Below are 19,607 nucleotides of genomic sequence, written 5' to 3'. Positions count from 1 at the left end.
TTGCTTGATGATTGCGGTCTTGTAAATAGTTCTCAACCGCAACTGCTGATTAGCGGTTAGGCGCGCCGATCCAGGGAAGCGATCAGCGACTCCACCCGGCCTTTAATCTCATCGCGGATCGGGCGAATGGATTCGACGCCCTTTCCGGCCGGGTCTTCGAGGCCCCAGTCCTCGTAGCGTTTGCCGGGGAAGTAGGGGCATTCGTCGCCGCAGCCCATGGTGATGACGACGTCGGAGTCCTGGACAGCCTCGGTGGTGAGGACTTTCGGGATCTCGGCTGACATGTCGATGCCCACCTCGGCCATCGCTTCGACGGCGGCCGGGTTGACCTGCTCGGCGGGCTGCGAGCCGGCAGAGCGGACCTCAATGGCCCCGCCGGAAAGGGTGGTGAGGTAGGCGGCGGCCATCTGGGAGCGGCCGGCATTGTGGACGCAGACGAACAGGACAGAGGGCTTGTTGCTCACGTGAGCACTTTTCGGTCAGCGGCGGTATCCGCGGAAGCACCGGGAATGGGGTAGAGGAATCGGACCAGGGCAAACCCAAGAACGCCGCCGGCGAGTTGGGCCAGGATGAATCCCGGGGCGGAGGCTGGGGCGATCCCGGAGAAGGTATCAGTGATGGTCCGGGCGATCGTGACTGCAGGGTTGGCGAAGCTGGTGGATGAGGTGAACCAGTAGGCGGCTGCGATGTAACCGCCGACGGCGAACGCCACCCGATCCGCCCTGCCGGACCGGATGGATCCGAAAACCACCACCAGCAGCCCGGCGGTAGCGATGACTTCAGCCAGCCACAGACCCGGACCGGACCGGTCACGCGCAGCGAAGGACACCGCGTCCAACCCGAACATCAGGTTTGATGCGACCGTCCCGGACAAACCGCCAAGAACCTGTGCTGAGGCCAGCACAGCCGCAGTCCGGGTATCGATGACCCCGAGGACCCGTTCAACCAGGGTGACCACGGGGTTGAACGATGCCGAAACCGGCTGGAGTGCCAGGATCAGCGCGAGCAGTGCGGCGCCGGTGGCGAGGCTGTTCTGCAAAAGCTGCAGTCCGACGTCGTTCGGTGACAGCCGTGAGGCCATCACGCCCGACCCAACCACGGCCATCACCAGCAGGGAAGTGCCGATGAACTCAGCCGTGGCCCGCCGGGCCAGAACATCCTTCACCCGGCCTGCCCGCCGATCAGTGCCGCCAGGTTCTGCAACGCCTCGGTCCGGGCCTTGTAGTAAACCCACACGCCACGCTTCTCGCGATCCAGCAACCCAACCTCGTGCAGCACTTTCAGGTGGTGGCTGATGGTGGGCTGCGACAACTCAAAGGCGTCGTTGAGGTCGCACACGCACGCCTCGCCGCCCTCATGGGAGGCAACGAGGGACATGAGCCGCAACCGCACGGGGTCGGCCAGTGCCTTCAACAGCGGGGCGACACCCTCGGCTTCGCTTTCGGACAGGGGCTCCCTGGCGAGTGGTGAGCAGCAGGCGACCGCTTGAACCGGGGTCAGTTCCAAAGACATAGACACCTATAAATATTTACACTCATCTATGTTTTAGACAAGACCGCTACTTTGTCGTGGCCCCGCTGTACAGTTGAACCATTCGAATATTTGTTCGAAAAATACCGTGTTGAATCAGCCGAAGGCCGGGGTCATCTGCTAGCGCCGGAAGGGGGCCCGATGTCCAAACCAGCCCTCATGCGCCGGATGCAGGAGATCGCCCATGTGGACATCAACTGTTTCTACGCATCAGCCGAGCGGGCCTTCAATCCAGCGTTGGAGGGCAAACCCCTGATCGTCCTGTCCAACAACGACGGCTGTGCGGTGACCCGGTCACCGGAGGCCAAGAAGCTCGGGATCGGCGTAGGAGACCCGTGGTTCAAGATCGCCCCGCGGGCCAAGGAGTGGGGACTCATAGCGATGTCCAGCAACTACGAGCTCTACGGAGATATCAGCCTGCGCGTCATGGAACTCTTGCGGCGCTACTCGGCGTGGCAGGAGGTGTACTCCATCGATGAAGCGTTCCTGGGGGTCAAGGGCGGCCCGGAAAACCTCCTGGAGCTGGGCCGGACCATCAAGGAAGCGTGCCGCAAGCATGTGGGCGTTCCGGTGTGCGTAGGCATCGCTCCCACCAAGACACTCGCCAAGCTCGCCAATAAGTGGGCCAAGCACAATCCCGCGTTCAATGGAGTGTGCCGCTGGGATTCCGTGCCGGCAGATCAGCGAGAGGCGCTCATGGCACGGCTGTCCGTCATCGAAATCTGGGGGATCGCCACCCGGCTTACCAAGAGGCTGAATGCCATCGGAATCTTCTCCATCCTGGACTTGGTGCGGGCGGACCCCGTGAAGCTCCGGGACAAGTTCTCGATCGTGGTGATGCGTACTGTGCTGGAGTTGCAGGGCACGCCGTGCATCCCCATGGAAGAGGAACGGATCGGGCGGGACCAGCTGATTTTCTCCCGCTCGTTTTCGACGCCGATTACGACGGCGGCGCAGTTGCGGCAGGTGCTCAGCGTCTATGGCCAGATGGCCAGTGCCCGCCTGGCGAAGCACGACCTCCAAGCCAAGCTGCTTACGGCCTACGCGGCAACATCCGTGTACAACCCGAACGACAAATCCTTCCCCACCGTCACCGTCAGGTTGCCCATGCCGACGTCGGATCCCGTGCTCCTGACCAAAGCCGCGCATGCCTTGGTGCCCAAGTTCCAGGAAGGGACCAAGTACGCCAAGGCGGGGATCATGGTCACGGACCTGCGGCCCACGGGCAACCAGAAACCGTTGGAGATCTTCGAGAACCGCCACGAGGAACGGGGGATCGGGCCGCTCCTGGAACAGGTCAGCAAACGCTACGGCCGCGGCTCCATCGGCTTGGGGCATGCGGGCATCCGCGGCGGCCCGGACTGGTCCATGAAACGGGGCCTGCTCAGCCCCCGCTACACCACCCGTTGGGACGAACTGCCCCTGGTGAAGGCAGCCTGAAATGAACGGTGGCGCAGCGGGATGCAGAGAGGACTACGCCCGCAGGCGGTACCCGCGCTTCACCACGGTCTCCACGAGCTTGCCGTCGGGCAGCGAGGACCGCAGCCGGCTGACCGTCATGTCCAAGGCGTGCACGGAACCGCGGAGGTCCAGCAGGTCGGACAACGCTTCACGGGAAAGCACGGCGCCGCCGGCACCCAAGAGGGCCCGCAGCAACAGCAACGGGGCAGGCGCCAATTCCACCACTTCACCGTTGATCCGCAGGCAACGGCCACGCAGCTCGATGGTGGCGCTCCTGGTCTCCAGGCGGCGCACGTGGTTCAAGGAAAGGTGCTCAGTGACCAGGCGTATCAGGGCACCCATGCGGTACCGGTCCGGGATGAGTGGCGTCAGCCCGGCGTCGACCAGTGGCTGGGCGGTGACCGGCCCCACGGCCGCGACAGTCACGGGTCCCTTGAGGGCCTCGATGAGCTGGCGGTACAGGCCCATCTCGTGCGCCGTGCTCCACATGGCATCCACGGCCGGGGCGCTGGTGAACGTCAGGACGTCCAGATTTCCGCCGACCACGGCTTCGATCAGGCGCGGCAGCTTGTCCTCGCCGTCAGGTTTCACCCACCGGTAAGGAGTGACGGTCAGCACCGTCGCGCCGGACATCCGCAGCCGCTCAAGTTGGCGCACATCCGTGTAGCCGTGAAGCTGCACGGCCACGGTCTTGCCGCGGACTCCTTCCGCGAGGAGCATGTCCACCAGCGTGGCGGTGGTTTCGTCGCTGCTGATTCCGACGTCGGCAAGACCCGCCGCGCGCACGGCACCGCGGGCCTTGGGGCCGCGGACGAACATCCGGCAGGCAGACAGTGTCTCCAGCAGTTGCTCGCCGATCCCGAAGGAATCCGCGGCCTCGCACCAGCGTCGCATGCCATAGGCCGTGGTGGCGATGCAGATGTCAGGTTTGGCCTCGATGATGGTCCGCGTGTCCTCGATGAGGACCAGGTCCTCCTGGACGGGAGCGATCTTCAAGGCGGGGGCGTGGAGCACGCTCGCACCGCGGCGTTTCAGGGCCTCGATGAGGTCCCGGGAACGGCGGTGTGAGGTGACGCCGATGCGAAAGCCATCCAGCGGCAGCTCAGCGGCTTCGGTGGCCTCGGCCAACGTCGCAGCAGCTTCGAGATCGTGTGCAACAGTCATGGGTCTACCTTCAGGCTTCAAGGAGCGAAGCCGCGAGGCGGCTCAGTTCAGCGGATGCTTCGGCATGATTGCGGTTGGCTTCAGCCACCCGGACCACCTCGCCGATGACCAGCACGGCCGGGTTGCTGCAACCGGTGGCTGCCGTTTCGATGGTACCCAGATCCGCGATGGTGGTGCGTTGGCCGGGGCGGTATGCGCGCTCCACTACTGCCATGGGCATGTCCAGCTTCATGCCGGCACGGCGGAGTCCCGCGGCAAGCTGGGGGAGCGTGCCGATGCCCATCAGGACCACGATGGTTCCGCCGAGGCCCGCCAGGTGGGTGTGCTCCTTCTCGGTGAGGGGAGCGTGACCGGAAACCACCGTGAACATGTGGCTTACTTCCCTGTGGGTGACCGGAATTCCGGCCGCCGCAGGAACGGAGATGGCACTCGTGACACCGGAGATCACACGCGCTGGAACACCTGCAGCAACACAGGCGGCCACTTCTTCGCCGCCGCGTCCGAACACGTAGGGGTCGCCACCCTTGAGGCGGACCACATTCTTGCCCAGCAGTGCGGCTTCCACCATGAGCTTCTCGATGTCACGCTGCGTCACTTTGTGGTGTCCGGGCTGCTTTCCGACGTCCACCAGTTCGGCGGAGGTCAGGGCGGCAAGCTCCTGGTAGGGCGCGAGCCGGTCGTAGAAAACGACGTCGGCATCCCGCAACGCGTGGACGGCACCTACGGTCAAAAGGTCCAGGGCGCCCGGACCGCCGCCCACCAGGGTCACGTGTCCTTCCGGGCCAGCGGCAGGTTCGTGGGCCACAGGGACTCCGGCTTCGCGGCAGCTTTCCAGCAGCGGCAGCCAGCCGGTATCGCCGTCGTCCACCACTGCCACCAGGAACGGACGCACCGTGAGCGGCCCGTCGAAGGAAACGGCTGCGGGCTTGAGGAGGCGGTGGATCGTGGCGCCGGCTGCCTGGTAGCGGCGGACCGCCTGGCGGGAAACGGTATCGGAACCGGTGACCAGGACGTCCCGGCCGGTGAGGTCGATGGTGAGCTGCATGGATTCCCCCTAGTTGTCTGCCGTGACGGCGCTGCGGACCGGAATGGTGGAAGCGATGAGCACGCCGCCCTTTTCCTCGTTCGTCGCCGGGCGGATCTGGCCGCGTTCCGGAACGAAGGAGATGGAGTCGTCCTTCTGGTTGGGCGCGTTGACGAAGGAACGGAACCGGCGCAGGCGCTCCGGGTCCTTCAGGGTCTCGGCCCACTCGTCCTCGTAGGTGTCGATGTGCTTGGACATCGCGGCTTCGAGTTCCTCGGCGATGCCCAGGGAGTCGTTGACCACCACTTCTTCCACGTGCTTCAGCCCGCCGTCGAGCTCTTCCTGCCAGCGGGCCGTGCGCTGCAGGCGGTCCGCCGTACGGATGTAGTACATGAGGTAGCGGTCGATGTACTTGATGAGCGTCTCGTCGTCCAGGTCCTTGGCCAGCAACTGGGCGTGGGCGGGAGTGGCGCCACCGTTTCCGCCGACGTACAGGTTCCAGCCATCGGCCGTGGCGATCACGCCAACGTCCTTGCCGCGGGCTTCGGCGCACTCACGGGCGCAACCGGAAACACCCATCTTCAGCTTGTGCGGGCTGCGCAGGCCGCGGTAGCGCAGCTCCAGGGCGATCGCCATCTGCACGGAGTCCTGGACGCCGAAGCGGCACCACGTGGAGCCGACGCAGGACTTCACGGTGCGCAGGCTCTTGCCGTACGCCTGTCCGGATTCGAAACCGGCGTCCACCAGTTCCTTCCAGATGTCCGGGAGCTGCTCCAGGCGGGCACCGAACATGTCGATGCGCTGGCCGCCGGTGATCTTCGTGTAGAGGCCGTACTTCTCGGCCACGGCGGCAATGACGCCAAGGCCCTTCGGGGTGATCTCGCCACCGGCGATGCGGGGAACCACCGAGTAGGTGCCGTCCTTCTGCATGTTCGCCAAGGCGCGGTCGTTGGTGTCCTGCAGGGTGCCACGGCCGGCATCGAGCACGTAGGCGGAGTGCTGGCTGGCCAAGATGGAGGCAATGGTCGGCTTGCAGATGTCGCAACCGGCGCCCGTGCCGTACTTGGCCATGATGTCTTCGAAAGAACTGAGTTCCAGGACTCGGATGGCGTCAAAGAGTTCCTGGCGGGACAGGCTGATGTGCTCGCAGAGCGCCTTGGAGACCTCGATGCCGGACTTCTTCAGTTCGCCTTCGAGGAGCTTCTTCAGCATGGGGACACAGGAACCACACTGGGTGCCGGCGCGGGTGCAGCCCTTCAGCTCGCCCAGTTCCTGCACGGGAGCGTTCCCCTCGCAGGCACCGCAGGCATTGATCGTGTCGCGGATGGTTCCCGCCGCGACGTTGTTGCAGGAGCAGAGGATGGCGTCGTCCGGCAGTTCCGTTTCCGGGGCCTCGCCGCCACCGGCAGCGCTCAGGTAGGCGCCCGGTTCGGCGGGGAGCTCCCGGCCCAGGAGCGGTCGCAGGCTCATGTACGGGGAAGCGTCGCCGACGAAGATGCCGCCCAGGAGGGTCTTGGCGTCGTCGGTGGTGACGATCTTCTGGTAGACGCCACGGGCCGGGTCGGCGTACACGATCTCCAGCGAGTGTTCAGTGCGGGCGAAGGCGTCACCAAAGCTGGCAACGTCCACGCCGGACAACTTCAGCTTGGTAGCGGTATCGAAGCCCGGGAACGTCGCCTCGCCACCATGAAGGCGGTCTGCCACGATCTCGGCCATGGTGTTCGCCGGAGCCACCAGGCCCAGGCACATGCCGCCGAAGTTGGTCACTTCACCAATCGCCCAGATGCCTTCAACCTCGGTGGCACAGAAATCGTTGATGACTACGCCTCCGCGTTGTCCCAGGCTGAAGAGCTGCTCTTCGCCCTCGGCTGCGCGGAACAGGTCATCGCGGGGCTTCACGCCGATCGCGACGATAACGAGGTCCGCCGGGATGGTGCGGCCGTCCGCCATCAAGACTCCGGTGACCTGGCCGTCGTCGTCCGCCAGTACCTCGGACGGGAACACGCCGCCGTGGACCTCGAAGCCCTTGGCCTCGATCAAACGTCCCAGGGCCTGGCCGGCGCCTTCGTCCAACTGCGTGTTCATGAGCCACGGCGAGCCGTTGATGACCACCGGCGTGGCACCGAGCTGTTCGGTTCCGGCAGCGGACTCAAGGCCCAGCAAGCCGCCGCCGATGGTGACGGCATTGACCTTGCGGCCCAGCTTGGCACCGAGATCGGCGATCGCCTTATTGATGGCCCACACGTCTTCCAGCGTGCGGTACACGTGGGTGTGTTCGGCGCCGGGAATCGGCAGGCGGGCGGCGTCCGATCCGGAAGCGACTACCAGCTCGTCGTATTCGTACTTGTTGCCGGCGGCGGTGAGGACGGTCTTGGCGACCGTGTCTACCTTGATGGCGCGCTCGCCGGTCTTCAGGGCCAGGGCCTGGTGGTCCCACATGGACGCGTCACCGAGGGTGAGGTCAACATCTGTTTCGGTCAGGGCCTTGCTCAATGCCACGCGGTCGTAGGGGAGGTGGGCTTCCTCGGTGAGGACGGTAACCTGCCAGCCATCGAGTCCGCGGTTGTACATGGCGTCGGTAAAACGGTGGGCAGCAGGGCCGCCTCCGACCACGACGATGCGGCGCGGGTTCTCTGTGCTTGAAGTGTGTCCGGTCACTGGTGGGCCTTTCGCAAATGTTGCAGACAGGTCTCCGCAACTTGTGGAATCAGCCTAGGGAAGGGCAGTTTCACTTCAGTTTCCCGTTTGTTTCGTGATCTTAACTTCTGCATCACGAACGCATTTCGCGGGGCGTGAGGTCTCTTTTACGCGCTGGACACAAAGCCTGACACCGGTTGAAACACCCGGGTCCTAGCTTTGAGGGGTGGCCGCAAGCGTGGCCTGGTCCGGGGGAGTGACGGTGGAAAGTGCCCGCACCCGGACGCAGCGAGAGGGGCTGACATGACCGTAATTCTTGACCGCGCAGAGGACCTGTCCATCACCGGCACCTGGCATCGGGTGTGCCCGGTGGACGAGCTCGAACTGGCATGGGGCGAGGCAGCACTGATCGAGGGCCGGCAGGTAGCGTTGTTCCGCACCGCCCCCGGTGAGGTTTTCGCCGTCGCACAGCAGGATCCGGCAACCTTCGCCAATGTGATGGCGCGCGGCATCATTGGGTCCCGCGGGGCGCGGCCCACCATCGCCTCGCCGCTGCATAAGGAGGTCTACGACCTGGAGACCGGCGAGTGCTTCACGCACCCGGAACTGACGCTCGCCACCTATGCCACCCGATTGGTGGATGGCTACATCGAGGTTGAGCTCTAGAGTCCCAGCGCTTCGCGGACATCCCTGAGGACATCGTCCAGGGATGTCCGTGCCGCTTGGCGGGCAGCGGGAAGTTCCGCCGCCGACTCCACGGGCTGGATGACCTCCAGGTAGCACTTCAGTTTGGGCTCGGTGCCGCTGGGCCTGATGATCACGCGGCTCTGGTCCTTGGTCAGGTACAGCAGCCCGTCCGTGGGTGGCAACGTTTCGCTTCCTTCGGCGAGGTCCGTGAAGACCTCGACGGCGGAGCCTCCAAACGCTTCCGGCGGGTTGACCCGCAAGCGGTTCATCATGGCATCCAGCAGCCCCAGGTCCGCCACACGAATGCTGAGTTGGTCGCTCGCGTGCAGGCCATGGACCAAGTACAACTCGTCCAAGGTATCGAAGACTGTCTTGCCGTCGGCCTTCGCAGCCGCCGCAAGCTCGGCGATGAGCACGGCGGCCGAGATGCCGTCCTTGTCCTTCACCAAATCCGGCGCCACACAGTAACCGAGTGCTTCCTCATAGCCATATGTCAGGCCGGGAACGCGCGAGATCCACTTGAAGCCCGTGAGCGTTTCCTCGTGGGCGTAGCCTGCAGCCGAGGCAATGCGGGAGAGCAGCCTGGACGAAACAATCGAGTTGGCGAAGACGCCCTCGCGTGGTTCATCGCTTGGCGTCGCGGCCAGTCGGGCCACCACATGGGCCCCCAGGATCGCGCCCACTTCGTCACCCCGCAGCATCCGCCATTCACCCGTCGCGGGGTCCAAGGCGGCAACCGCCGCCCGGTCGGCGTCGGGGTCGTTGGCCAGGACGATGTCCGCCCCTGCCTCTGCAGCCTTCGCGAGCGCCAGGTCCAGTGCACCGGGTTCCTCCGGGTTGGGGAAGGCCACCGTGGGGAAGTCCGGATCCGGTTGGGCCTGTTCGGCCACGAGGATCACGTCAGCGAAACCGGCAGCGTTGAGCACGGACACGGCTGTTTCGCCGCCCACGCCGTGCATGGGGGTGAGGACGATCTTGAGGTCCCGCGCAGGGAAGTGTTCGCGATCCGCCAAGCCAGCCATGGCAGCTTCGTAGTCCGTGGCGATGGAGGCGGGCAGCACGGTCCAGCCTTCACCCGCCAGTTCAATCGATTCCAGCGGACCCACCCCTGAGATCTTCGAGGCAATTTCCGCATCGTAAGGGGCAACGATCTGCGCACCCCGTCCGCTCTCGGCCACCGCATGCCGCCCCAGGTAGACCTTGTAACCGTTGTCCTGCGGAGGGTTGTGGCTGGCTGTAACCATCACTCCGCCGTCGCAATCCAGCGCGCGCACCGCGTAGGCGAGGATCGGCGTCGGAAGTGCTGCCGGCATGAGGAACGCGTCGATGCCGGCGGCAGCGAAGATCGCCGCCGTTTCCTGCGCGAAAATGTCCGAGTTGTAGCGGGCATCAAAGCCGACGACGGCGCGTGGCCGGGTTCCCGGGGATGCGGCGCCAACCGCTTCGCTGAGGAAAGCCGCCAAGCCTGCCGCTGCCCGTCGGACCACCACGCGGTTCATGCGGTTGGGGCCCGGGCCGAGGGCGGCGCGCAGGCCGGCCGTGCCGAACTGCAGTGTGCCGTTGAAGCTGTCCGCGAGCTCCTGGGCTGCTCCGGCATCCCCGTCTCCGGCAAGGGCGGCGAGCTCCAGGAGGGCGGCCGACGTCGCGGGGTCGGGGTCCTGGGAAGCCCACGCGTGGGCGTCGTCAATCAGTTGTCCAAGTGCGGCATCGCTCGATGTCATAAGCACAAAACTATCCTCAATGCCCACACCAAAGGCAACGCGGGGTCAGATACGGCCCACAAAACGGGTCGTAATGGGCCGTATCTGACCCCGCGTTGCTCTAGAGGGTGCGGGAGCGGATTGAGAATTCCGTGTCGCCGTCGATGCTGAAAACGGAGGCCCCGGTGTGGTCCCAGCCGGGGAAGAACGTATCCGTGATCACGGCAGCCCCGTCCTGGGCAAAGACCTCCACCGACGAGGTATCGAGCAAGATCCGCAGGCGCACCTTGTTGCCGTCTGCAGGCACGCGTACCTGATGGTAGGGACTGAACTTTTCCGAAAAGTTCGTGGTCCCGGCCTTCGAACGGTCCACTTTCAACGTACCCGTCTCCTTCTCGTAGGAGATGCGGAGTCCATCCTCGCCGTCGGCGGAATGACGGAGCAGGATGCCGGCTTCGCTGGCCGAACCGAGGTCCAGTTCAAGGTGAAGGAGTTGGCTGCGGCCTTCAAAATCGGAGCCGAGCGACTCCAACCGGGAGGAGACGGTGAGGTTTTTGCTCTTCAGCTCACCGCCCTCCAGATTGTCCAGAGCCGTCGCCGCGATGCCCGAGCGAAGCTCGTACCGCTCTTCACCGCGGACCAAGGTAAGCTCCCGCGGGATCGCCATGGCACCCCGCCACGGCGTGGTGGGCACGTCCTGGGCATAGTCCCAGTTGCCCATCCACCCCAGGAGCACCGGTTTGCCACCGGGCGCGTGGGAAATGGAGTTGGCGGCGTAGTAGTCGGCGCCGTGATCCAGCCACTGGGACTCTTCCAGGGGAGCATCGGGAGCCGCTGCGTTTTCCGCAACGAACCGCGTGCCGTCGAATTCGCCCACGAAGTACTGCATTCCCGAACCACCGGCGATGCCGCCCGGATTCATGCTCAGCAGCATGACCCACTTCCTGGCCGTGGATCCCTCCACCTTCATCTGCAGCAGCTCAGGCACTTCCCACAGCCCGCCTTGCGCGCCGACGCCGGAGAAATCGCTCAAGTAGTCCCAATGAAGAAGGTCGGTGGACTTGAACAGCTTCACCACCTGGGCGTCGGCCACCACCGTGGTCATCACCCAGTAATTGCCGGGCTCGTACCAAGTGATTTTGGGGTCCCTGAAATTGTTGTTGCTCGGCGCGAGGTTCAGCACAGGGTTGCCGCGGTGCTTCTCCCACGTGGTTCCGCCGTCCAGGCTGAAGGCGACCGACTGTGCCTGGACCCCTTGGGGCAGGGCTCCGTTCTTGCCGTAGGCGCTGGTGTAGAGGGCAACCATGGGCGGGTTCTTGGCAGACCCGAGTCCGGAGGCGTTGTTTGAGTCCAGCACGATGCACCCGGAGAAGATCTCCTCGTCCTCGCTGGCTTCCATGGCCACCGGCTGCTGCTCCCAGTGCACCAGGTCCTTGCTGGTGGAGTGCCCCCAGGACATGTTGCCCCAGGAGTTCGCACGGGGGTTGTGCTGGTAGAAGGCGTGGTAGGTCCCGTTTGCATAGACCAGGCCGTTGGGATCGTTGAGCCAATTCTTCTCCGCGGTCAGGTGCGCCGCGGGACGCCACGGCTCCGAAGCGGAAGGCTGCGGCCCGCGCGTGGCGGGGACCGGCGTCGGGCTTTCCGCGTCGCGTGGCGCTGTGCACGAGGCGGCTGAGAACGAAACCACGACGGCGGCACTTGCGGCCAGCAACTGGCGGCGGGAAAGGCGCGGGCTGGGTGTGTTGGGGGTGGGGTAAACCATGGGGAAATCCTGGGGGTTGGGGGGTGGCGGGGGTGCGCCCGGCTCGTGGCCGCACGCACCCCTGCCGAGGCCTTGTGGGCCAGGGGTGCTACTTGTAGAGGCCCTCGCCGCCAACGCGCACGTTGGTGGGCAAGTAGCCAAACGGGCCGAGGCCGTTCTTGCCGAAGCTGCGGTCAACCTGCGTCACGCCGCCCTGGAAGTTCATCTTCACCGTGGGGGAGAGGGAACCGCCGCGGACGCCGTCCACGTTGTCGATGAACGACTGGACCAAGCCGCCGGGCTGCACGTAGTGCGAGTAGGCCTGGAACTGGCGGCCGTTCTGGCGCGGGTCCGGTCCTTCCGGTGCGTTGGCCGGCATGTTGAGGTCCGTCGGCGAACCGAGTGCCAGGCCGCTGTTGTTCACGGGCTGGTAGTCGGAGCGGACGCCGTTGCCGACGAAGCCATACACGCCATCAGGGCCGCGCATCCCATCCGCGTACGTGAACTGGTGGCTGATGGTGAACAGGTAGTACTTGTTCTTGCCGTTCTCGTTCTGGATGAAGATCTGCGGACGCTCGGTCTGGTCGTTGACGCAGTTGGCGGACAGGATCGGGGGCAGGAAGCTCCACTTGGTCAGGTCCTTGTTGTCCGCCACGGCCAAGCCCACGTTCGCGGTCTGGTACCAGGCGCCGGTGCTGTTGACCTGGTCCACGGTCTCAGCGTTGGGATCGCCCGGACGGTAGCCCAGGTCTTCCTGCTTGCACTTGTAGGAGCCACGGGTACCGCCGGTGTTGCCTTCGAAGACCATGAAGGTCTTGCCCGGGTGGGCCGGATCGGCGAACGTGTACGGATCACGGAAGGCGAAGCCGGCGTTCTGGGCTTTGTTCTGGTACAGCTTTCCGTCCGGCTCAAGCAGCTTGGTGTGCTGGAAGCCGTCGAAGCTCACGCCGTTCTTGTCTGCGTGGATGGTGCCCAGGGCCTTGGCGATCACGGCGTCGGGGGCGATTCCGCCACCGCCTGCGTTCCGCTCCTTGACGTCGTAGAACGTGGTTGCCGTGTAGAAGACGTTGATCTTGTTGCCCTGCATGAGGCGGGTGGAGCCGGACCATTCCGTGTTGCCGATGGACGTGTTGTCCAGGAACAGGTGCCCGCCGTAATTCCACTTGTCCTTGGCAGGATCGGCGTTGGTCTTGCGGAAGAAGTAGCCGATCCGGGCATTCCAGTGGCGCTGGTCGAAACCGTAGCCGGCGTGCCGATCAGCGACCAGGGAGAAGATGACGTCCCAACCCTTGTAGCTGATCTGGTTGGCATTCTCATCGGTCAGGGACCAGGTGTCCCACACCCACACGTCGTCGTTCATCGCCGGGAAGTCCTTGGGGATTTCCGGCATGGTGACGTTGGGGCTCATGGAGTTCTGGCCGGGAGCGACATTGGGGTTGCTCTGGGCCATGATCTGCTTGGCATCGGCGCGGGTCCACTTGGAGGTGAAGTTCGCGGCCGGATCGTAGGCCTGCTGCGTGTGGTTCGACGGCAGCGGGAAACCGGGCGTGGGTGCCGGCATGGTGCTCGACGGCGGATCGGCCGGCAGGTTGGCCTGCGCGGCCGGCGTGACAAGGAGGATGCCACCGGCGACGCCGACTGCTGCTGCGATGGCTGTTGCCTTGCGCAAGCGGCGTCTTGGCCGTGTTGGGGTTGAGTGCGTGTTCATGCTTGCTCTTCTCGCGGAGTATTGGACTTCGTGGAGTTGCTGCTCGAGTCCGGCGTCCGCTCGATCCGCTGGTGGCGTCTTCGAGGGACGCCATCGTTTCGAGGTGCGGCGGCCCTTCCTGAGGCGCTCGCCGCTGGTGCTCCGGCACGTCGACTTACCGGGGCACTTTCCACGCTAAACACGTGTCAGGTGCCAAAGCAAAGCCTGTTTCGAGGGCTTCGGCGGGGATGTCAGACATCTGGATGCAAGCGTTTACATTGCCAACACGCGCGCGTGCCATGCACGGTGCGGGAGGGTCAAATGTTTCGCTATAAAACAGACTTATTCTGAGAATTTACTGTGCGTTTACACGGGCGCCATGTGACTTGACGGCCTGCCTTGAGTCCCGTAGGTGCCCACCCATCTAGGTCGCAGTAGTGCGCGTTTTGAGCGCCCATAACGCGCACTAATGCGACCCAGTTGGGTCTGCCTAATTCCAATCGCTCGACGTAAAATGTGCTTGCGGTTCCCGGTTGTCGCCCGAACCTGGCAGACCTGGCGCGTTGTGAGTTGGTGCACCATGTGTGAGTTACCAAAGCGGCGTTGGCGCTCATCGATCACTCCTCTGCGGTTTCTTATCGGTGTCTTGGCGCTTGGAACCATAGCCTTCGGCTGGCTTGCTCCGTCTTTTCCGTGGGGCTTCCCCGTGGTCATCCAGGCGGCCGTGCTCATGGGCGCCGGATTCCTGGCCTTGGCCGTTGCGGTGTTCATGCCCATGGTGCGCGAAGTGGAACTTGGACTCACTCCAAGCGTCAAGCTGGGACCCGCCCTGAAGGACCGCCAAGCCGAGCTGCGGAGCGTGTTCGAGCAGCAAAAGGGCGACCTCGAGTACTGTGCCCACCTCCTGTGCGGCGATCCTGAAACCGCGCGCAGGTTGCTGGAGGCTTCGTGGTCGCAGGCGGCCAGTGTGTGGAAGGGGCCCGCCACTCCGCTGCTCCGTGTCTATACCTTGTGCGTTCTGGTCGAGAAGCTGAGGAAGGAAGATCTCTGGCTGCGTGGCTCGCCGAAACAGGCCAGGAAGGGAAAGTTACCGCGTCCGAAAGCGGATACCGGTCCCTTGGGTGTGTTGTCGCCTGACGAGCGGATCGTCGTGGTCCTCCACGAGTTTGCGAACCTGACGGTCCACGAGATCGCCGGCCTGACCAACCAGCCCGTTACCAGGGTGCGTCAGCTGTTGACGGGTGCCACCGCCAAAACCAACCAACCGGCTTTGGAAGACGGCCGGCCGTGAAAGCGGAGTTGCGCGAGCGCCTCCTGGCCGAAGCCTCCGCCCACATCCGCACGTACCCGGCGGACATGGAGGGGGCTCTTGAAAGCGGCATGCAGCGTCTTCGCCGAAGGACCATCAGGACATGGGTAGTGGCTCTGGCAGCGGCGATCCTGTTGACGGCCGGCTTGGTGGCCGTTCGGGTATTCCTGGACCGCGGACCGGCGGCACTGGCGTCCATCGAGGTCAGCGCGTCCGCAACAGCCCTCCGCCCCGATGCCACAGTGCAGCTCTCTGCCAACGGTGTGTACAGCGATGGTTCGCGCCGCTCCCTGATGGACGGCGTCGTCTGGGCCTCCGAAAACCCTGCAGTGGCTGAGGTGGCAGGGTCGGGCGAGGTGACGGCTTTGGCCCCCGGCGACGCCGGGATGACAGCAACGTACGACGGCGTCTCCGGGCGTTTGGCGCTGACCGTCACCCGGCCCGGGCCGGCTCCGTTGACGGCCCTGCGCATTTTCCCGGAGACGGTGTCCCTGCAGACTGGTGGCAAGGTCCAGTTGGACGCCGTGGGCAGCTTCAGCGACGGCTCAATCGGCAAGCTCAACGTCACGGCGGTCTGGGCTTCGGACCGTCCGGCCGTGGCACAGGTGGACGGGAATGGCCTGGTCACGGCCGTCTCCGCGGGTTCGGCCACCGTGACGGCCACTGAAGCCGGCCTGCAGGCGGTGGCGCGCCTTACCGTGACCCCGAAGCCCCCGGCCACGCTGACCGGACTGCACCTTGACCCCGCCGAGGCCACCCTCAAGGACGGTCAGTCGCGGCAATTCACAGCGGTGGGTGAATACTCCGACGGAACCACGGAGACGTTGGCGGCAGTCACGTGGTCCACCGGCAACCCGAAGGTGGCCACAGTCTCCGCGGCAGGACTCGTCACGGGGCAAAGCGTCGGGCAGCTGCTGGTCACAGCCCTCCACGTCGATGATGCAGGCAAGCAATGGCAAGCCCAATCCAAGGTAACGGTGGCGCACGCGGTGACTGCCGTCGTCGTCAATCCTCCCGGGCCTTTTGCCCTTGACAGCGGACAGACCGTCCAACTGACCGCCACTGTGGCCTACAGTGACGGACTGCCCGGGAACGCAACGGTAGTCTGGGCGTCCAGTCGGCCGATCTTCGCCTCCGTTGATGGAAACGGGCTGGTCCGCGCCGGCCCGGGGCAGGGACAGGCCACCGTCGCTGCCACCGCGGAGGGTGTCTCCAGCAAGGCCGTCACGGTCAGTGTTGGACCAACCGTGCCGACACCCGGGCCGGTGAAATAGCTTTACAGCTTCGCGATGATCCCTGCCAGCAACGCCGAGATCCGCTTGCCTGCAGCCTCGCCCGCTTCCAGGACTTCGGCGTGGCTGAGCGGAACCGGGCTGATGCCTGCGGCGAGGTTGGTGACCAAGGAGATCCCGAAGACTTCCATGCCCGCGTGGCGTCCCGCGATGGCTTCCAGTGCCGTGGACATGCCAACGAGGTCCGCGCCGATCCGTTTGGCGTACTGGACCTCGGCCGGGGTCTCGTAGTGAGGGCCGGTGAACTGGGCGTAGACGCCTTCCTGCAACGAAGGGTCCACTTCGCGTGCCACAGCCCGGAGGCGTGAGGAATAGAGGTCGGTGAGGTCCACGAACGTGGCACCCTCCAGCGGGGACGTGGCTGTGAGGTTGATGTGGTCGCTGATCAGGACCGGCGTGCCGGGTTCCCAGGCTTCGTTGAGGCCGCCGCAGCCGTTGGTGAGTACGAGCGTCTTGCAGCCGGCAGCGGCAGCGGTCCGCACGCCGTGCACCACGGAACGGACACCGCGGCCTTCGTAGTAGTGCGTGCGTGCGCCGAGGACCAGTGCGCGTTTGCCTTCTTTGGTGAGGACTGAGCGGATGGTTCCCACATGGCCCACGACTGCCGGTTTGTGGAAGCCCGGAACTTCCGAGGCACTGAGGGTTGCGGTGGTTTCACCGATCAGGTCGGCGGCTTCTGCCCAGCCGGAACCGAGCACCAGGGCGACGTCGTGGGACTCGACGCCGGTCTCGGCAGCAATGTAATCGGCGGCGTCTTTGGCGGCTTCGAAGGGGTCAGTGTTCAACAGCTCCGAGTTACTCACTGGTACAAGCTACCGTGCACGCGTAGCTGTCCGGTAGGGACGCGCCCGTGGGTGAGGTATGGCTGACTGGCAGCAGCAGCGCGGATACGGGAGAATTGAGGATTGTGACCACCCAAGTTGACTTCAGTTCCCCACGAATCGCGATCCTGGGAGGTGGTCCCGGCGGATACGAAGCTGCCATGGTGGCCGCCTCGCTCGGCGCCAAAGTCACCATCATCGAACGGGCAGGCCTCGGCGGCTCGGCCGTTCTGACCGACGTCGTGCCTTCCAAAACCCTCATTGCCACTGCCGACCTCATGACCCGCGTCAGCGAAGCCGACGAGCTCGGCGTCAAGTTCGATGACACCGCCTCCAAGCCGCACGCCGACCTCAAGCACATCAACGACCGCGTCCTTAACCTCGCGCGCGGCCAGTCCAAAGACATCCGCGACGGGCTCGAGCGCCTCGGCGTCGAAATCGTCATCGGCTCCGGCAAGCTGCTGGACAACAACACCATCGAGGTCCTCACACTTGAGGGCACCCGCACCATCGAGGCCGATTCCATCCTCCTGGCGGTCGGCGCCCACCCCCGCGAACTGCCCACGGCAAAGCCCGACGGCGAACGCATCCTGAACTGGGCCCAGATCTACAACCTGGACGAGTTGCCCGAGGAACTGATCGTGGTGGGGTCCGGCGTCACCGGCGCCGAGTTCGCTTCCGCTTACAACGGCCTCGGCTCCAAGGTCACCCTGATCTCCAGCCGCGACCAGGTTCTCCCGGGCGAGGACACGGATGCAGCCAAACTGCTGGAGGGCGTGTTCGAGCGCCGCGGCGTGCGCGTCCTGTCCCGCTCCCGCGCCAACGCAGTTGAGCGAACGGACGACGGCGTGAAGGTCACCTTGGGTGACGGATCGGTCGTGACAGGTTCGCACTGCCTGGTGTGTGTTGGGTCCATCCCGAACACGGCGGGGATCGGGTTGGAAGAAGCAGGCGTTGCCTTGACCGAGTCCGGCCACATCAAGGTTGACGGTGTCTCCCGCACCACGGCACCCAACATCTACGCAGCAGGCGACTGCACGGGCGTGTTCGCCTTGGCGTCCGTGGCTGCGATGCAGGGCCGGATCGCCATCGCGCACTTCATGGGCGACGGCGTGAAGCCCCTCAAGCTCAACCAGGTGGCTTCCAACATCTTCACGTCCCCGGAGATCGCTTCCGTAGGTGTTTCCGAGGCCGATCTGGCTTCCGGGAAGTACCAAGGCGATGTGGTGATGCTGTCCTTGCTCAGCAACGCCCGTGCCAAGATGCGCAACACCAAGGACGGCTTCGTCAAGATCATCGCCCGCAAGGGTTCCGGCACCGTGATTGGTGGCGTGGTGGTGGGTCCGAACGCCTCCGAGCTGATCTTCCCGATCTCCGTGGCCGTCACGCAGAAGCTGCACGTGGACGACGTCGCAAGTGCCTTCACGGTGTACCCGTCGCTGACCGGCTCCATTTCCGAAGCTGCACGGCGTTTGCACGTGCACATGTAGCCAGCAGTTTCACAGGCCCGTTTCGGGGCGTCGCTGCGCAGAGTGCCGTTCGCACGACATGATGCGCAGCGAGCCATCGAAACGGGCCTTTGCGTTTCCGGGGCGATCAGCGGCTCAGGTAGTCAGCGATGCAGGGCAGCCACGGCGTCGGCCAGGGACAGGCGCAGCACAGGGCCGTGGCCCGGGAGGATCAGCGTGGCCTGGAGATCTCCGAGCCTGCGGGTTGCCTCGAGCGCAGCTTCCGGGTCTGAGTGGAACATCCGTTGCAGCATTTGTGGCCCGGGCTTGCTACTGAGTGGATGCCCGCTGACAAACGTGTCGCCCACGGCGATCGCCCCAGCGCCCGGCAGGAGAAGCGCCACGTTGCCAGGCGTATGCCCGGGGGCCGCGATGGCCTCCGGACGTCCGGGCAGGTTAGCCAGCTTCTGCTCCGTCCAGGCCTCGGCCAGCGTTGCGGGCTCTGCTTGGAGGGCCTTGGCCTTGATGACGTGGACCATCCAGCGGAAGACCTTGGGACGCCAGATGCGGGCCAGGACCTGGCCGATGGTGACCTGGTGCTTCTCCTTGCCTTGCACATGCGCGAGTTCTTCGGGGGAGCAGAGGATGGGCGTGCCGAACGTCCTGGAGAAGTACGCCGCCGAGCCCGTGTGGTCCACATGGCCATGGGTGAGGAGCATGGCCTTGGCTTCAGCCGGCTCCAGGCCGAGTTGCCGGATCGAGTCCAGCACCGCATCCCGGTCAGCCGGGTACCCGCCGTCGATCATGATGAATCCGGAAGCATCGCGCACGATGATCCAGTTGGAGGCCGGTCCCTCCACGAAGTGGATGCCGGGTGCGGGTTCAGTGATGGTCACCCGGAAATTCTAGGCGCCCAAGCAACGAGTTCGCCGGAAACCCTCAACAGCTCCCGGAAACTTCCAGCGTTCTTGCAGCCTTGCAGCGACCCAGCGAGTTCGCCGGAAACACGCCGGCCCAAGCAACGAGTTCGCCGGAAACCCTCAACAGCCCCCGGAAACTTCCAGCGAACGGGCACGCTTCCCGCGAACGGGGTGCCGTGCGGGGAA

General features: G+C 64.9%; 16 protein-coding genes. 5 read left to right on the top strand and 11 right to left on the bottom strand.

Annotation, left to right across the window (positions count from 1 at the left end):
* Nucleotides 1-56 precede the first annotated feature (56 nt).
* Genes ACIQT2_RS05175 through ACIQT2_RS05165 form a run of 3 tightly spaced genes read right to left on the bottom strand, consistent with a single transcriptional unit; the run spans nucleotide 57 to nucleotide 1,512 of the window.
* Nucleotides 57-464 carry an arsenate reductase ArsC gene (locus tag ACIQT2_RS05175; RefSeq protein WP_402944201.1) on the bottom strand — a complete coding sequence of 136 codons (408 nt, stop codon included), beginning with the start codon at nucleotides 462-464 and terminating at the stop codon, nucleotides 57-59.
* Nucleotides 461-1,165: an aquaporin gene (locus ACIQT2_RS05170; protein WP_402944199.1), complete on the bottom strand. Its 705-nt coding sequence runs from the start codon at nucleotides 1,163-1,165 to the stop codon at nucleotides 461-463. Before ACIQT2_RS05170 ends, ACIQT2_RS05175 begins: the two co-directional genes overlap by 4 nt.
* Nucleotides 1,162-1,512, bottom strand: a complete 351-nt coding sequence (locus ACIQT2_RS05165; protein ID WP_402944378.1) for a metalloregulator ArsR/SmtB family transcription factor — start codon at nucleotides 1,510-1,512, stop codon at nucleotides 1,162-1,164. The genes ACIQT2_RS05170 and ACIQT2_RS05165 overlap by 4 nt, the downstream gene beginning before the upstream one ends.
* Nucleotides 1,513-1,671: 159 nt before the next feature.
* Between ACIQT2_RS05165 and ACIQT2_RS05160 the strand changes: the two genes are divergently transcribed.
* Nucleotides 1,672-2,970, top strand: coding sequence for a Y-family DNA polymerase (locus tag ACIQT2_RS05160; RefSeq protein ID WP_400331043.1), 1,299 nt, complete (start codon nucleotides 1,672-1,674; stop codon nucleotides 2,968-2,970).
* 33 nt (nucleotides 2,971-3,003) lie between these two features.
* Here the strand turns inward: ACIQT2_RS05160 and ACIQT2_RS05155 are convergent, their stop codons facing one another.
* The 3 genes from ACIQT2_RS05155 to nirB are packed head-to-tail and all read right to left on the bottom strand — an operon-like array spanning nucleotide 3,004 to nucleotide 7,837.
* Nucleotides 3,004-4,155 carry a uroporphyrinogen-III synthase gene (locus ACIQT2_RS05155; protein WP_402944196.1) on the bottom strand — a complete coding sequence of 384 codons (1,152 nt, stop codon included), beginning with the start codon at nucleotides 4,153-4,155 and terminating at the stop codon, nucleotides 3,004-3,006.
* A 10-nt stretch (nucleotides 4,156-4,165) separates the two neighbouring features.
* Nucleotides 4,166-5,200, bottom strand: coding sequence for a uroporphyrinogen-III C-methyltransferase (gene cobA, locus ACIQT2_RS05150; protein WP_402944193.1), 1,035 nt, complete (start codon nucleotides 5,198-5,200; stop codon nucleotides 4,166-4,168).
* Between the two features lie 9 nt (nucleotides 5,201-5,209).
* Complete coding sequence (nirB, locus tag ACIQT2_RS05145) at nucleotides 5,210-7,837, bottom strand: nitrite reductase large subunit NirB (protein ID WP_402944190.1); 2,628 nt, start codon at nucleotides 7,835-7,837, stop codon at nucleotides 5,210-5,212.
* Between the two features lie 282 nt (nucleotides 7,838-8,119).
* On the opposite strand from nirB, the gene nirD reads away from it, so the two are divergent.
* On the top strand, nucleotides 8,120-8,482 hold the full coding sequence (nirD, locus tag ACIQT2_RS05140) for a nitrite reductase small subunit NirD (protein WP_397326076.1): 363 nt from the start codon (nucleotides 8,120-8,122) through the stop codon (nucleotides 8,480-8,482).
* Here nirD and ACIQT2_RS05135 read toward each other — a convergent pair.
* From ACIQT2_RS05135 to ACIQT2_RS05125, 3 genes are all read right to left on the bottom strand, one after another.
* The gene (locus ACIQT2_RS05135) at nucleotides 8,479-10,224 is read right to left on the bottom strand and encodes a phospho-sugar mutase (protein WP_402944187.1); all 1,746 of its coding nucleotides are present in this window, start codon (nucleotides 10,222-10,224) and stop codon (nucleotides 8,479-8,481) included. The genes nirD and ACIQT2_RS05135 overlap by 4 nt on opposite strands.
* A gap of 100 nt (nucleotides 10,225-10,324) precedes the next feature.
* On the bottom strand, nucleotides 10,325-11,965 hold the full coding sequence (locus ACIQT2_RS05130; RefSeq protein WP_402944185.1) for a glycoside hydrolase family 32 protein: 1,641 nt from the start codon (nucleotides 11,963-11,965) through the stop codon (nucleotides 10,325-10,327).
* Between the two features lie 88 nt (nucleotides 11,966-12,053).
* Complete coding sequence (locus tag ACIQT2_RS05125; RefSeq protein ID WP_402944182.1) at nucleotides 12,054-13,652, bottom strand: glycoside hydrolase family 68 protein; 1,599 nt, start codon at nucleotides 13,650-13,652, stop codon at nucleotides 12,054-12,056.
* A gap of 625 nt (nucleotides 13,653-14,277) precedes the next feature.
* Here ACIQT2_RS05125 and ACIQT2_RS05120 point away from each other — a divergent pair.
* On the top strand, nucleotides 14,278-14,922 hold the full coding sequence (locus tag ACIQT2_RS05120; protein ID WP_402944180.1) for a sigma factor-like helix-turn-helix DNA-binding protein: 645 nt from the start codon (nucleotides 14,278-14,280) through the stop codon (nucleotides 14,920-14,922).
* Nucleotides 14,919-16,214, top strand: a complete 1,296-nt coding sequence (locus tag ACIQT2_RS05115; protein ID WP_402944177.1) for an Ig-like domain-containing protein — start codon at nucleotides 14,919-14,921, stop codon at nucleotides 16,212-16,214. Before ACIQT2_RS05120 ends, ACIQT2_RS05115 begins: the two co-directional genes overlap by 4 nt.
* Before the next feature lie 2 nt (nucleotides 16,215-16,216).
* Here ACIQT2_RS05115 and ACIQT2_RS05110 read toward each other — a convergent pair whose 3' ends face one another.
* The gene (locus ACIQT2_RS05110) at nucleotides 16,217-17,035 is read right to left on the bottom strand and encodes a purine-nucleoside phosphorylase (protein ID WP_397326611.1); all 819 of its coding nucleotides are present in this window, start codon (nucleotides 17,033-17,035) and stop codon (nucleotides 16,217-16,219) included.
* 104 nt (nucleotides 17,036-17,139) lie between these two features.
* Here ACIQT2_RS05110 and ACIQT2_RS05105 point away from each other — a divergent pair, with 104 nt between their 5' ends.
* On the top strand, nucleotides 17,140-18,543 hold the full coding sequence (locus tag ACIQT2_RS05105) for an NAD(P)H-quinone dehydrogenase (RefSeq protein ID WP_400272136.1): 1,404 nt from the start codon (nucleotides 17,140-17,142) through the stop codon (nucleotides 18,541-18,543).
* Nucleotides 18,544-18,665: 122 nt separating this feature from the next.
* On the opposite strand, the gene ACIQT2_RS05100 is transcribed toward ACIQT2_RS05105, so the two are convergent.
* On the bottom strand, nucleotides 18,666-19,397 hold the full coding sequence (locus ACIQT2_RS05100) for an MBL fold metallo-hydrolase (RefSeq protein WP_402944173.1): 732 nt from the start codon (nucleotides 19,395-19,397) through the stop codon (nucleotides 18,666-18,668).
* Nucleotides 19,398-19,607 lie beyond the last annotated feature (210 nt).

This window comes from Paenarthrobacter sp. NPDC090522, from assembly GCF_044769225.1.
Taxonomy (GTDB): Bacteria; Actinomycetota; Actinomycetes; order Actinomycetales; family Micrococcaceae; genus Arthrobacter.
Note: the sequence above shows the minus strand (reverse complement) of the source record. Positions and strands in the feature narration are given on the sequence as shown.